This window comes from Lentzea sp. (genome assembly GCF_036380075.1).
Taxonomy (GTDB): Bacteria; Actinomycetota; Actinomycetes; order Mycobacteriales; family Pseudonocardiaceae; genus Lentzea.
Map to the genome: position 1 here is coordinate 1 of NZ_DASVFL010000354.1, position 13,031 is coordinate 13,031.

The 13,031-nt window shown below is 68.3% G+C and carries 13 protein-coding genes; 10 read left to right on the plus strand and 3 right to left on the minus strand.

Annotation, left to right across the window (positions count from 1 at the left end):
• Nucleotides 1-361 precede the first annotated feature (361 nt).
• The gene (gene radA, locus VF330_RS37385; RefSeq protein WP_330856465.1) at nt 362-1,768 is read right to left on the minus strand and encodes a DNA repair protein RadA; all 1,407 of its coding nucleotides are present in this window, start codon (nt 1,766-1,768) and stop codon (nt 362-364) included.
• Nucleotides 1,769-1,923: 155 nt separating this feature from the next.
• On the opposite strand from radA, the gene VF330_RS37390 reads away from it, so the two are divergent.
• Entirely contained in the window at nt 1,924-2,352 is a 429-nt protein-coding gene (locus VF330_RS37390; RefSeq protein ID WP_330856466.1) for a hypothetical protein, read from the plus strand.
• A 62-nt stretch (nt 2,353-2,414) separates the two neighbouring features.
• On the opposite strand, the gene VF330_RS37395 is transcribed toward VF330_RS37390, so the two are convergent.
• A complete protein-coding gene (locus tag VF330_RS37395; RefSeq protein ID WP_330856467.1) occupies nt 2,415-3,194 on the minus strand; it encodes a hypothetical protein in 780 nt (259 codons plus the stop codon).
• Nucleotides 3,195-3,424: 230 nt separating this feature from the next.
• Here VF330_RS37395 and VF330_RS37400 point away from each other — a divergent pair, with 230 nt between their 5' ends.
• From VF330_RS37400 to ispF, 3 genes are read left to right on the plus strand one after another with little or no spacing between them, the layout of a single operon-like run.
• Nucleotides 3,425-3,913, plus strand: coding sequence for a CarD family transcriptional regulator (locus VF330_RS37400; RefSeq protein ID WP_065915127.1), 489 nt, complete (start codon nt 3,425-3,427; stop codon nt 3,911-3,913).
• A 43-nt stretch (nt 3,914-3,956) separates the two neighbouring features.
• Entirely contained in the window at nt 3,957-4,649 is a 693-nt protein-coding gene (gene ispD, locus VF330_RS37405) for a 2-C-methyl-D-erythritol 4-phosphate cytidylyltransferase (protein ID WP_330856468.1), read from the plus strand.
• The gene (gene ispF / locus VF330_RS37410; protein WP_330856469.1) at nt 4,646-5,116 is read left to right on the plus strand and encodes a 2-C-methyl-D-erythritol 2,4-cyclodiphosphate synthase; all 471 of its coding nucleotides are present in this window, start codon (nt 4,646-4,648) and stop codon (nt 5,114-5,116) included. Before ispD ends, ispF begins: the two co-directional genes overlap by 4 nt.
• Here ispF and VF330_RS37415 read toward each other — a convergent pair.
• Entirely contained in the window at nt 5,100-5,399 is a 300-nt protein-coding gene (locus VF330_RS37415; protein ID WP_330856470.1) for a DUF6191 domain-containing protein, read from the minus strand. The genes ispF and VF330_RS37415 overlap by 17 nt on opposite strands.
• A 53-nt stretch (nt 5,400-5,452) precedes the next feature.
• Here VF330_RS37415 and VF330_RS37420 point away from each other — a divergent pair, with 53 nt between their 5' ends.
• The 6 genes from VF330_RS37420 to VF330_RS37445 all read left to right on the plus strand — a co-directional run bounded on the left by VF330_RS37420 (nt 5,453) and on the right by VF330_RS37445 (nt 12,888).
• Nucleotides 5,453-6,400 carry a toll/interleukin-1 receptor domain-containing protein gene (locus VF330_RS37420; RefSeq protein WP_330856471.1) on the plus strand — a complete coding sequence of 316 codons (948 nt, stop codon included), beginning with the start codon at nt 5,453-5,455 and terminating at the stop codon, nt 6,398-6,400.
• Nucleotides 6,401-6,425: 25 nt separating this feature from the next.
• Nucleotides 6,426-7,049, plus strand: a complete 624-nt coding sequence (locus tag VF330_RS37425) for an HAD-IA family hydrolase (protein WP_330856472.1) — start codon at nt 6,426-6,428, stop codon at nt 7,047-7,049.
• On the plus strand, nt 7,046-8,440 hold the full coding sequence (gene cysS / locus VF330_RS37430) for a cysteine--tRNA ligase (RefSeq protein ID WP_330856473.1): 1,395 nt from the start codon (nt 7,046-7,048) through the stop codon (nt 8,438-8,440). Before VF330_RS37425 ends, cysS begins: the two co-directional genes overlap by 4 nt.
• Nucleotides 8,441-8,446: 6 nt before the next feature.
• The gene (gene rlmB, locus VF330_RS37435; protein WP_330856474.1) at nt 8,447-9,418 is read left to right on the plus strand and encodes a 23S rRNA (guanosine(2251)-2'-O)-methyltransferase RlmB; all 972 of its coding nucleotides are present in this window, start codon (nt 8,447-8,449) and stop codon (nt 9,416-9,418) included.
• Between the two features lie 568 nt (nt 9,419-9,986).
• Nucleotides 9,987-11,210 (plus strand): MFS transporter, encoded by a 1,224-nt coding sequence (locus VF330_RS37440; protein ID WP_330856475.1) that lies wholly within the window; start codon nt 9,987-9,989, stop codon nt 11,208-11,210.
• Nucleotides 11,211-11,454: 244 nt separating this feature from the next.
• On the plus strand, nt 11,455-12,888 hold the full coding sequence (locus VF330_RS37445; RefSeq protein ID WP_330856476.1) for a diguanylate cyclase: 1,434 nt from the start codon (nt 11,455-11,457) through the stop codon (nt 12,886-12,888).
• The last annotated feature ends 143 nt before the right edge of the window (nt 12,889-13,031 follow it).

Consider the following 13,031-nt stretch of genomic DNA (forward strand, 5'->3'; position numbering starts at 1 on the left):
CGCAACGACCGATCAGGAGACGACAACACCAACTCCACAGCGTCCCGACGGAACGACTCCGGATAACTCGACGCACCAGGCACAACAACATCCTCTCCCCTGACAACAACCGCTGTCAGGGATCAAGATGTCCGGACCTCAGGGACAACTCCACGCTTTTCGTCGAGTTGACACCCCTCCTCACGTGTGGCTCGCTCTGCCCGGTTCGAGACGGGACCACCCCACCCGAACCGCACCACCCACGCAACAGCAAGCCGCCCAACGCAACAGGCGTGCCATCAACCCGCGAACGGCGCCGGCCCGGTCTTTGATCAGCTGGCGGGGTCCGGGGCGGAGCCCCGCGCCTGAAACAGGAACCCGATCACTCCTCCTCACCCCCGCCCTTCCCGCCCTCCCCCTTACCAGAACCACGCCGCCGATTGAGCCCCAAAACATCCAAAGCCGAAACCAGATCATTGGCCACCAAAGCCCGAACCCCCTCCGGCAAGGGCCCGTGATCCGGCGGCACCAAAGCCTTCTTGAACCCCAGCCGAGCAGCCTCCTGCAGCCGCTTCCCCACCCCGTTGACCCGCCGGATCTCCCCCGCGAGCCCAACCTCCCCCAGCACCACCAAATCAGCAGGCAACGCGATCTCCCGCTCAGCAGAAGCCACCGCCAACACCACGGCGAGATCAGCCGCAGGCTCCACCAACCGCATCCCGCCGACGGTCGCCGTGAAGACGTCCTTCTGGAACAGGTTGACCTTGCCGCGCTTCTCCAGCACCGCCAGTGCCATGGAGATCCGCGCGGAGTCCAGCCCGCTGACCGCGCGCCGGGGCGCGGGCAGGTTCGTCTTGGCCACCAACGCCTGCACCTCCCCGAGCATCGGGCGCTTGCCCTCGACGATCACCGTCACGCAGGTGCCCTCGACGGCCTTCTCGCGGCGCGTCAGGAACAGCCCCGACGGGTCCGGCACGCCGACGATGCCGTCGTCGCGCAGCTCGAAGCAGCCCACCTCGTCGGCGGCGCCGTAGCGGTTCTTGATGCCCCGCAACAACCTCAGCGACGAGTGGCGGTCGCCCTCGAACTGGAGCACGACGTCGACGAGGTGCTCCAGAACCCGCGGCCCCGCAACGGATCCGTCCTTCGTGACGTGACCGACGAGCACGACCGGCAGGCCGCGTTCCTTGGCCATCGCGATCAGGCCGGACGCCACGGTCCGCACCTGCGTGACGCCGCCGGGCACGCCCTCGACGCTCACCGTCGACATGGTCTGCACGGAGTCGACGATCAGCATCGACGGCTTCACCTGGTCGACCTGGCCGAGCAACGCGCTGAGCTCGCTCTCGGCCGCCAGGTACATCTCGGGGTGCAGGTTGCCGGTGCGTTCGGCGCGCAGCCGCACCTGCCCCGCGGACTCCTCTCCCGTGACGTAGAGGCACCGGCCGTGCGACTCGGCCCAGCGGTGCGCGGTCTCCAGCAGCAACGTCGACTTGCCGACCCCTGGTTCGCCCGCCAGCAGCACGACGGCACCGGGCACGAGTCCGCCGCCCAGGACCCGGTCGAACTCGCTCACACCCGTCGACAGCGCCCGCGCCGACTCGATGTCGACCTCGCCGATGGGCCGCGCCGCCGACGTGGGCGCGCCCGCCACGACACGGGTCACCGACGCCGTGCCGCGTTCCTCGATGCTGCCCCACGCCTGGCACTCGGGGCAGCGGCCGAACCACTTCGCCACCTCGTGCCCGCACTCGGCACAACGGAAGATCGGCCGCGCTGTCTTCGCCACGACGAGAACGGTAGAGCAAGCCACCGACAGAAACGCCGCGCCGCAGGTCAGGCCACGTGCCGAGAAAACTTCGAAGATTTTCGGGCCCGTGTGTCGATCCCGCCCTCGGCTCGTTCGACGCACCAGTGGAAGGACACGACAGCCTGGAGGACACAGTGACCACCGCAACCGCGACCCAGACCCGCAAGTTCGCACTCGGCCGCTACGCCACCGTCGTCACCCGCGTGCTGACCGGCCTGCTGTTCGCCACGACCGGCCTCAACGGCTTCCTGATGTTCATGCCCGCCCCGGACCCCAGCACGATGGCGCCCGACGGCGTCGCGTTCAACACCGCCCTCTACGCCACCGGCTACATGGTCCAGCTGATGTCCGGCGTCCAGCTCGTCGCCGGCGTCCTGCTGGTGGTGGGCCGGTTCGTGCCGCTGGCGCTCGCGCTGCTGGCGCCGGTGGTCGTGAACATCTTCCTGTTCCACGTCTTCCTGGAGCCGAGCGGCATGGTCATGGCGCTGCTGGTGGTCGCCGCCGAGATCGGCCTCGCGTGGGCCTACCGCGACAGGTTCCGCCCGATGCTGCAGGCCTCGTAGCCCGCGCACGAAAAACGCCGCTCCCGTTGCGGGAGCGGCGTTTCGCGCGTTCAAGCCGTGGCTCAGTGGCCGCCGGACTCGCCCTCGACCACGCGCTTGTGGTCGGACGGCGCCACCGGCACCTCCAGCGTCACGGAACCGGCCTTCTCGAACAGGAACGTGATCTTCACCGTCTGCGCGGCCACCACGTCGCGGTTCAGCTTCTTGAGCGTGCAGCGGATCTGCAGCACCTCGAGGTCCTGGTCGTGCGCGGCCGACGGCGGCACCGACGCGGACGGACGGCCCGAGGACGACGGCGCACCGGAGGACGACGCCGGCGCACCCGAGGTCACCGAGACCGAGGACGACGGAGCGTTCGACGACGAGGGCGCGTTGGACGACGGCGCGTTGGACGAGGACGGCGTCCCGGAGGAGGACGGCACACCCGACGACGTCGGCACCACGGAGGAGGACGCCGAGGGCTTCGTCGGCGCGTGCGAGGCGTCGTACTCCGCACGCAGCGCGTACTGCGCCGGGATGTCCTTCGAGCCCGAGATCTCGGCCTCGCCCTCGGCGGCGTCCGCCTTGATGGACAGCAGCTTGTCCGGCGTCGTGCCCGCGTTGGCGATGACGAACGTCAGCGGCGCGTCCTCACCCTCCTTGTAGCGGTTGCCGTCCGCGGGGAAGGCCAGCATGGCGTTGCGCACCGCGATCGGGCCGGCGTTTCCGCTCGCCCCGTCCACGGCTGCGACCTGGGTGTCGGTCTGGGTGACCTGACCGGCGCTGCAGCCGACCGCGGCCAGGCCCAGGCCTGCGGCCAGCGCTGCCGTCACGACCAACCGGCGAGACACTCCTGAGTTCACGGCTCCAGCGTCCTTCCTAGGGAACAACCACCAGGCAAAGAGCCTAACCGGGGCCCGGAACGAGGACGCGACGTGGTGCCAATCGATCTTGACACCCCCGTACGTTGCACGCGGACAGGTGATTTGTCAACCCCCCGCATGGCCCTGACCAGCACTAACGGATCTTCGAGCGGCGTTCGAAGGGTTGCTGGACGTGTTAGGATGGAGGGAGCGAAAGGGGCAGAGGACACATGGTTTTCAAGGTCGGAGAGACCGTCGTCTACCCGCACCACGGTGCCGCTCTCATCGAAGCAATCGAGACCCGCGTTATCAAGGGCGAGGAGAAGAAGTACCTCGTTCTCAAGGTGGCGCAGGGCGACCTCACCGTTCGGGTTCCCGCTGACAACGCCGAGATCGTAGGCGTGCGCGACGTTGTCGGTCAGGAAGGGCTCGACCGGGTCTTCGAGGTCTTGCGCGCTCCCCACACCGAGGAGCCGACCAACTGGTCTCGGCGGTACAAGGCCAACCTTGAGAAGCTCGCCTCCGGCGACGTGAACAAGGTTGCGGAAGTGGTGCGCGACCTCTGGCGGCGCGAGAAGGATCGCGGGTTGTCCGCCGGCGAGAAGCGGATGCTGGCGAAGGCGCGGCAGATACTGGTCAGCGAGCTGGCGCTGGCCGAGGGTACGGACGAGGACAAGGCCGAGGTTCTCCTCGACGAAGTTCTCGCCACCGCGTCGTAGTTCTTCAACAAAACACATTTAGAGCATCGGATAACGCCGCGAGATGAGTGTTGTCGCGCTCGTTCCTGCGGCAGGGCGGGGTGAGCGTCTGGGCTACGGGATGCCCAAGGCGCTCGTGCCGGTCAACGGAGTTCCGCTGCTGACCCGTGCCGTTCGAGGCCTGTTCGAGTCAGGCCACGTGCATCACGTCGTCATCGCCGCTCCACCGTCCGATGTGGATTCAGTGCACACCGCAACCGCCTCGCTGGCCCCGGCCGGCGGGGCGGTGCACGTGCTTTCAGGGGGTGCCGAACGCACCGACTCGGTGCGCCTCGCCCTCGAACACGCCCTCCGCGTGATCCCGGACACCTCCATCGTGCTGGTGCACGACGCAGCTCGCGCTTTCACACCTCCCCAGGTGATCGCCGACGTCGTGGCCGCCGTGCGCGACGGGCACGACGCCGTCATCCCGGTGTTGCCGGTCGCCGACACGATCAAGCAGGTGAACGAGGTCGGAGTGGTCGTCTCCACGCCTGACCGAGCCGGTCTGCGGGTCGTGCAGACCCCGCAGGGTTTCCGAGCCGAGACTCTCAGGGCCGCCTATCGTTCCGGTATAGCGGCCACCGATGACGCCGGTCTCGTAGAGCAGAACGGTGTCGCGGTCCACACGGTTCCCGGCCACGCGCACGCCATGAAGATCACCACCCCGTTCGACCTCGCGGTCGCGGCAGCACTGTTCAGCGGAGGCCAGGAGTGAGGATCGGCCAGGGCGTCGACGTCCACCCGATCGAGTCAGGCAGGGAGTGCTGGGTCGCCGGCCTGCTGTGGGAGGGCGTGGACGGGTGCGCCGGTCACTCCGACGGCGACGTCGCCTCCCACGCGCTGTGCGACGCGCTGCTGTCCGCGGCGGGCCTCGGTGACCTGGGAGCGGTCTTCGGCACCTCAGACCCGCGCTGGTCGGGCGCGCACGGAGTGGTCCTCCTCACGGAGGTGCGCCGCCTCGTCGAGGAGGCCGGTTACCGTGTGGGAAACGCCACAGTGCAGGTCATCGGCAACGCACCGCGCATCGGCAAGCGCCGCGACGAGGCCCAGAAGGCGTTGTCGGACGCCGTCGGCGGGCCCGTGTCGGTCGCCGGCACCACGACCGACGGCCTCGGCCTGACCGGGCGCGGCGAGGGCATCGCCGCGATCGCGACGGCCCTGCTGGTCAGCGCGAACGACTAGTCCGCTGGGTCGGCACCCTCAGCACGGCGCTGCCGCCGTCGAGGTCCACCCGGCTGCGCGGAGGCGCGGCGTCGCCCTCCTCGTCACGCAGCTGCCGCTCCTCCTTGCGGAACTCCAGCTCGTCGCGCTTGCCGGCCTCGAACGTCGCGCCCAGCTCGCCGATGCCGGCCGTGGACAGCGGCGTGCCCTTCTTCCTCCGCACGAACCTCTCCACCACGGCGAGCACGAACAACGCGACCACCAACGCCGGCAACGACATCGCGAAGAGGAACCCCAGGCTCATGACTGGACAACTCCGGCGCCTGGGGTGTGGTTCCCGCCACTAACATCCCTGTGGTGCCCAAGTACGACGTGTGCCTTTCCTTCGCCGGCGAAGACCGTGACTACGTCGGCGAAGTGGCCCGCCACCTCGCCGAGCTGGGGGTCTCCCGCTTCTACGACACCGACGAGCAGGCCGCCCTGTGGGGTGAGGAGCTCACCGAGTACCTGGACAAGGTCTACCGCGAGGACTCGAGCTTCTGCGTGATGTTCGTGTCCGCGGACTACGTGCGGAAGATCTGGACGATCCACGAGCGCCGTTCCGCGCTCGCCCGCGGTCTGACGGACCCGCACCGGCCGTACGTGCTGCCCGCGCGGTTCGACGACACCCCGGTGCCCGGAGTCCGCCCCAGCCTCGGCTTCATCGACCTGCGCAACCGCACCCCGCGCGAGCTGGCGGTGCTGATCGCGGAGAAGGTCGGCACGCCGGTCGAGCCGGAGCCGGCGGGCTGGGAGTACCAGCTCTTCTCGGACACCGCGGCCATGCACCTGCGCAAGCTGAAGGACAAGCAGCTCAGCCACGAGATGCAGTTCGCGCCGGACGTGCGCATCCTGGCGACCGACACCGAGGCGCACGACTACTACCTGATGCGCACCGGCGTGTTCGACAACATCATCAACGGTGTCGCCGACCTGCTGTCGGCCGGCAAGCAGCAGTGGGCGTTCGGGCCGGCAGGACGCGCGGGCGACCGCGACCGGATCAAGCACCTCGCGGGTCAGTTCGCGAAGTCGTACGAGAGCCTCCTCGACTGGGCCGCGGACCTGCGCGGCAGCTCGACGCCCGCCCGCTACACCGCGCTCTACGCGGCCACGGCGCAGCTGGCCGACCAGCCGCTGAAGCAGGTCGAGGAGTTCTTGGAGCAGCTCGCGGCCGCCGCCGAACGCAACGCCGGTGACCTGCAGCTGACGCTGTCCTACAACAGGGCGCCGGTCGAGGCCGAGCTCAAAAAGGTCCAGACCACCTAGCCGTTCGCCACGTAGAGTCGGGGGCGTGACGACCAGCGCTGCGCTCTTCGACTTCTCCGGCACGCTCTTCCGCCTCGAGCACCCCGGGCTCGGGACCAACGGCGACCTGATGCGGGCCATGACCGCGCCCGTCGGCCTCGCCGACGGCATGGACCCCGAACTGGCCGACGGGTGGCTCCGGCGCGACCTCGACCCCGACGTCCACCGCTGGGTGCACGTGAAGCTGCTCGAAGACGCCCTGGTGCCCGACGCCGAGGACTTCTACGGCCAGCTCGTCCATCCCGACTCCTGGTTCCCGTACCCGGACACCAGGGCGGCGCTGGAGTTCCTGCGGGACGTCCCCGTCGCGATCGTCAGCAACATCGCCTGGGACATCCGGGCCGTGTTCGAGAAGTACGACCTCCTGCACCTCGTCGACGAGTTCGTGCTGTCGTACGAGGAGGGCGTCGTCAAGCCGGACCCGAAGATCTTCACCACCGCATGCGAACGGCTGGGCGTCGATCCCCGCAACGCAGTAATGGTCGGCGACAGCGAGGAGGCGGACGGCGGAGCGGTGGCGATCGGCTGCTCCTTCCGGCTCGTCGATCCGGTTCCGACGAGTGACCGCCCGGATGCGCTACTGGCTGTGGCCCGTACCATTCCCGTGTGAGCCTCCACATCTACGACACCGCGAGCCGGTCCATGCGGGAGTTCCACCCGCAGGTCAACGGAACGGCGTCGATCTACGTGTGTGGGGCGACCGTGCAGGGCGTGCCGCACATCGGGCACGTCCGCAGCGGCCTCAACTTCGACGTCCTGCGCCGCTGGCTCGCCCGCGACGGCGCCGACGTCACGCTGGTCCGCAACGTCACCGACATCGACGACAAGATCCTCACCAAGGCCGCGGAGCACGACCGGCCGTGGTGGGAGTGGGCGTACACGCACGAGCGCGCCTTCGAGGACGCCTACGACGCGCTGGGCTGCCTGCCGCCGTCGTACGCGCCGCGCGCCACCGGCCACGTCACGCAGATGGTCGAGCTGATGGACCGCCTGATCGAGAAGGGCCACGCCTACGACGTCGACGGCGACGTCTACTTCGACGTGCGCTCGTTCCCCGAGTACGGCGCGCTCTCCGGGCAGAAGCTCGACGCCGTGGAGCAGGGCGAGACCGCGGTGCGCGGCAAGCGCGACCCGCGCGACTTCACGCTGTGGAAGGCTGCGAAGCCCGGTGAGCCGTCCTGGCCTACGCCGTGGGGCAACGGCAGGCCCGGCTGGCACCTCGAGTGCTCGGCGATGGCCACGACGTACCTGGGCGGCACGTTCGACATCCACGGCGGCGGGCTCGACCTGATCTTCCCGCACCACGAGAACGAGCAGGCGCAGTCGCGGGCGGCCGGCGACGGCTTCGCGAACTACTGGATGCACAACTACTGGGTGACGCTGTCCGGCGAGAAGATGGCCAAGTCGCTCGGCAACACCGTGTCCATCCCCGCGATGCTGGAGAAGGTCCGCGCGCAGGAGCTGCGGTTCTACCTCGTCGCGCCTCACTACCGCTCGCACATCGAGTACTCGGAGGGCGCGCTGGCGGAGGCGGTGACGTCCTACGGGCGCATCGAGTCGTTCCTGCGCCGCACCACCGAACGCCTCGGGCCGATCGAGCTGCGGGGCGACATGTGCCCCGACTTCGTGGCCGCGATGGACAACGACCTGAACACGCCGCAAGCCGTGGCCGCACTGCACAACAAGGTGCGCCAGGGCAACACGGCGCTCGCCGACGGCAACCACGAGGAGGCCCGTGCGGCCGCCGAGTGCGTGCGCCGGATGGCCGACATCCTCGGCGTCGACCCGTTGTCGCCGAAGTGGAACGACCAGTCGTCTGCCGACACCGGCATGCGGCAGGCGTTGACCACGCTGGTGGATCGACTGCTGGTCGAGCGCCAGGAAGCCCGCAAGAGCAGGGATTTCGCGCGCTCTGACGCGTTGCGCGACCAGTTGCTGGAGGCGGGCATCGCCGTCGAGGACACCCCCGACGGTCCGCAGTGGACTTTGAAGGACGACTGACTTCCAGTGGCTGGCAACTCCAAGCGCAAGGGCGCGATGCGCAACCCGGGCTCCAAGAAGGGCGCGGTCGTCGGCTCCGGCGGCCAGAAGTCCAAGGGCCTGCAGGGCAAGGGCCCGACCCCGAAGGCGTCCGACCGCCCGAACCACCCCGCCTACAAGCGGGCCAAGGTGGTCGCGAAGACCGAGGCCGTGAAGACCCAGCGGCGCCAGAAGACGGAGAAGGCCCAGGCCGAGACCGTCGCGGGCCGCAACCCCGTCGTGGAGTGCCTGCGCGCGGGCACGCCGGCGACGGCGCTGTACGTGGCGCTGGGCATCGACGCGGACGACCGCGTGGCCGAGGCCGTGCGCCTCGCCGCCGACCGGGGCATCTCCGTGCTGGAGGTCGCCCGCGGTGAGCTCGACCGGATCACCGGTGGCGCGATGCACCAGGGCCTCGGCCTCCAGGTGCCGCCGTACGAGTACGCGACGCCGAACGAGCTGCTGGAGACCGCCCAGCGCTCCGGCCGGCCCCCGTTGCTGGTGGCGCTGGACGGCGTGACGGACCCGCGCAACCTGGGTGCCGTCGTGCGGTCCGCCGCGGCGTTCGGCGCGCACGGCGTGGTGCTGCCCCAGCGGCGCAGCGCGTCGATGACGGCGGTGGCGTGGCGTACCAGTGCGGGCACGGCGGCCAAGCTGCCGATCGCGATGGCCACGAACCTCACCCGCACGCTGCGCGACTGGGCGGAGGCGGGCCTGATGATCGTGGGCCTGGACGCCGACGGTGACGTGGACGTCGACGGCCTCGACCTCGCGACCGGCCCGCTGGTCGTGGTCGTGGGCTCCGAGGGCCGCGGTCTCGGCCGCCTGGTCAAGGAGACCTGCGACCAGACGGTGTCGATCCCGATGGCCACCGGCGTCGAGTCGCTCAACGCGTCCGTCGCGGCCGGTGTCGTGCTGGCCGAGGTCGCCCGCCGTCGCCGCATCGACGCCAAAGGCTGATCGAGTCTGACGCAATCCGCCAGTTCTCCACCCTGATCGAGCACTTCCGCCGACGTTAGTGATCGTTTTCCCGCCTGCTGAACCGGTTTCGTCGAGCAGGCGGGGAAACACTACTTCCGTCTCTTGCCAGACGCTCGCGGGTGACTCCGGCGACAAACGCCGAGGATTGTTTCGCGCCACTCCCGGACGCGGGTACGTTCGTGCTGATGGCAATTTGCAGATCCCGACCAGCAGGAGTCGGAGCGGGTTGCACCGGTTGGCGGATCAGTGAACACCCGTTCGGAACCCGCTGACACGCCGAGTGACCATTTGGGGTCCAATCAGGCGAGGCCGAGGTCAACTGTGAAGAAGATCAGGTCTACGTTTCGCTATTGTAACTACTTTAGGTAACTGGCCTGCTCCGTTTAGGTACACACTGTGGTAGGACAGACGTTGAACGGTCAGGCAGCTTCTACCGTGATTGTCGATAGGAATTGATTACCACCGGCGGGGGCGACGTGACTCGGCGTAGAGCGAATCAGGACGAGCTGATTCGCCGCGTGCGGTGCGCGGCTCGCCGAGGTCGCGCATGACGTCCCGCGGCGCCCTCCGCGAGCTCCTGGGTTTGCGCGAGTTCCGCGCCATGTGGATCGGTTCGACCGCTTCGACCGCCGGTGACCAACTCGCCGCGGTCGCATTGTCACTGCTCGTATTCGAACGGACACAATCCGCAGCGTGGACCGCGCTCACGTGGTCGTTGACGCTGTTCCCGCCACTGATTTCGGGTCCGTTGCTCGGCTGGGTCGCCGACCGGTTCCCGCGACGCACGGTAATGGTGACGACAGCCTGGTTGCAGGCCGCGCTGATGGCCGCGATGGCCATTCCGGGCATGCCGCTGTGGGCGATGATCGTGCTGCTCGTGGTGGTTCTGGCGATCTCCTCGCCGTATCTCGCGGCACAAGAAGCGAGCCTTCCTCACGTACTTCCACCGAAACGCTATGACGACGGCGTGGCGTTGTTCGGTACGTCCGTCGACATCGCTCAGATGGCGGGCCTGGCCGCGGCCGGCTTCCTCGTCGCCCACACCAGCCCTGCCGTGGCGCTGGGGATCAACGCCGCCACGTTCGCCGCGATGGCGGTCCTGGTGCAGACGTCCGTGAAGCACCGTCCGGCGGCGGATCCCGTGGGCCGCAAGAAGAAGGACGACGAACCGCGCGGCGTGCTGACGTTGATGGTGTCCGAGCCGAGGCTGAGGACGCTGCTGGGCGTCCGCCTGCTCGCGGGCCTCGCGATGGTCCCGGAAGGACTCGCGGTCCCCCTGGCGGCGAGCCTGGACGCGGTCTGGGCGGTCGGCTTGATCCTCGCGATCGAACCGGCGGCGAACGTGCTGGGCGTGGCGCTGCTCTTCCGCCTCGTCCGGGATCCGGCGAAACGAGAACGGCTCATCGGCCCGCTGGCGATCCTGTCATTGGCTCCGCTGATCCTGTTCGCGTTCAACCCGAACTTGACCTGGACGATCGTTTTGCTGGTGTTCGCCGGTATAGGCGGGGCTTATCACACACCCGCTCGTTCGGCGTGGATGAGGCTGTTGCCCGACCAGTACCGCGGAAGGGCTTATGGCATTGGGCGCGCGGCGTTGCGCTCGAGCCAGGGCGGCGGAATGGCACTGGCCGGTGTGGTCGCCCATTCGATCGGATCGGTGACGGCCACGATCGCGGGAGCGGGCGGTGTGGGACTGCTGCTGGCGACGCAGGCCACGTTCGCCTGGAGACGTGCCAGAGGTCGCGACGACACGAAGGCGGTGGCAATCTGAAACAGAACGGTCACCAATAGCGATATCCGTTGCAGAGGTACCAGGATGATTGAAGTCAGGTCCGGCGAGAGGCGGCGTTCAGAAGTCACGGTTGTTCATGGCAGGCACCTCCTCGTTGCGACGAGCAGCAGCGCAGGTAGGTCTACGACCTGGTCAGCGGCGGCTTGCTCATGATGTGCCATGAGCGTAGGGGGTCGTGGTGAAGAACAGTTTGACTGATCGCGCGCGATCGCGGGGACTCGGCTTGACTCCGATTCGCAACTGGGACCTCTGGACCGTTGCGCCCAGCGCCATCGCTTACTTCTTCGTGCTCGAAGCAGCGGTCGCCGGCGTCTCCATCTGGCTGCTGACGAAGCTCACGTCGGTCTCGATGTCGGACTGGCTCCGCTTCGGCGCGCTCATCGCCGCGATCACCATCCACCTGACCGTCGTCCGCAGAGCGGAAGAAGCCCGCCGCAACGAGGCCTCGGGCCCCCACATCGACCTGACCTCGGTCTGGACCTTCGCCGCGGCCGTGGCACTACCGGGCGGCCTGGCCGTGATCGCCACGATCTGGATGCGCATCCTGATCCAGCCGATCGCCCGCCGCCAGCCCTACCGCTTCGTCTTCGGCACGGCCTCGATGCTCGCCTCGACCCTCCTGTCCTGGGCCCTGGTCCACTACTCGGGCATCTCCCTGGCCGCCACCGGCAACGTCCCGACGGACCTGAGCCTGGTCCTGGTCCTCGCGATCACCGCGCTCCTCTACTGGTTCGTCCAGGTCATGACCGTCGCGGTGGCCTTCAAGATCGTCACCCCGAACTCGAAGGTGCTCGACTTCCTGGGCTCCAAGGTCGACAACATGCTGGAGATGAGCACCCTGGGCGCCGGCGTGATGCTCGGCATGCTCATGACGAGCCACTGGGTGGGCCCCCTCCTGCTGGTGGTCCCGGTGATCCTCGTGAACGCCCTCCTCTCCAGGGCAGGCGAACGAAGGGCACACCTGGAACGCCTCCTGCGAGAACAGGAACAACTCCACCAACGCCTGGCAGCAGACGCCCACACCGACTACCGAACGGGCTTGCTGAACACCAACGGCCTGGCCGAGTACGCGGGCCGCCTGGCAGAACGCTGCCGCCTCGACGGCGAACCGATGACCGTCCTGGTCATCGACCTGGACCACTTCAAGCGCATCAACGACACCTGGGGCCACCCAGCAGGCAACGCAGTCCTGGCAGAAGTGGGCAGAATCCTCCGCGAAAAGCTCCGCCCCGGCGACGTGGCGGGCCGAGACGGCGGCGAGGAGTTCGTAGTAGCCCTGAAGGACACCCCGGTCGCCCAAGGCGTGACGATCGCGGAACGCATCCGCGAGGCAATCGGCTCCCTGGCAGTCCCCACCACGGACAAGCACCGCAACGTGGTGACCCTCTACGGCCGCGAAACCCAGCCGACAGAACCAGAGGGCGCGGCCCTGAAGGCCATCAGCGCCTCGATCGGCGTGGCAGTGATCCCGGACAACGGCCCGGACATGTCAACGGCCCAGCACTCGGCAGACGCGGCCCTGTACAAGGCCAAGGAGAACGGCCGCAACCAGGTGAGGGTCGCGGGCCTGGACATCCCCCCACGCCTGATGCCGATGCCAAGTCCCAGGCAAGACGACATCGACATCACCAAGCCAATAACCTCACGCTCCGCATAAAAACACGCGAAGCCGAAGGCGAGCAGCTTTGGCTTTTGCTCTTGGCTTTTGAGCGAAGCTCTAGCGGTGGGGTTCCCGTCACGAGTCGCGCCACAGCTCTTGCTGCATCTGAGGGGTGAGGTCAAGTCGACACGCTTTTCGTC

Excerpts from the sequence above, each read along its gene's own strand:
- ispD (WP_330856468.1), top strand. The coding sequence starts at position 3,957 with ATGAGTGTTGTCGCGCTCGTTCCTGCGGCAGGGCGGGGTGAGCGTCTG.
- VF330_RS37415 (WP_330856470.1), bottom strand. The coding sequence starts at position 5,399 with ATGAGCCTGGGGTTCCTCTTCGCGATGTCGTTGCCGGCGTTGGTGGTC.
- VF330_RS37400 (WP_065915127.1), top strand. The coding sequence starts at position 3,425 with ATGGTTTTCAAGGTCGGAGAGACCGTCGTCTACCCGCACCACGGTGCC.
- VF330_RS37440 (WP_330856475.1), top strand. The coding sequence starts at position 9,987 with ATGACGTCCCGCGGCGCCCTCCGCGAGCTCCTGGGTTTGCGCGAGTTC.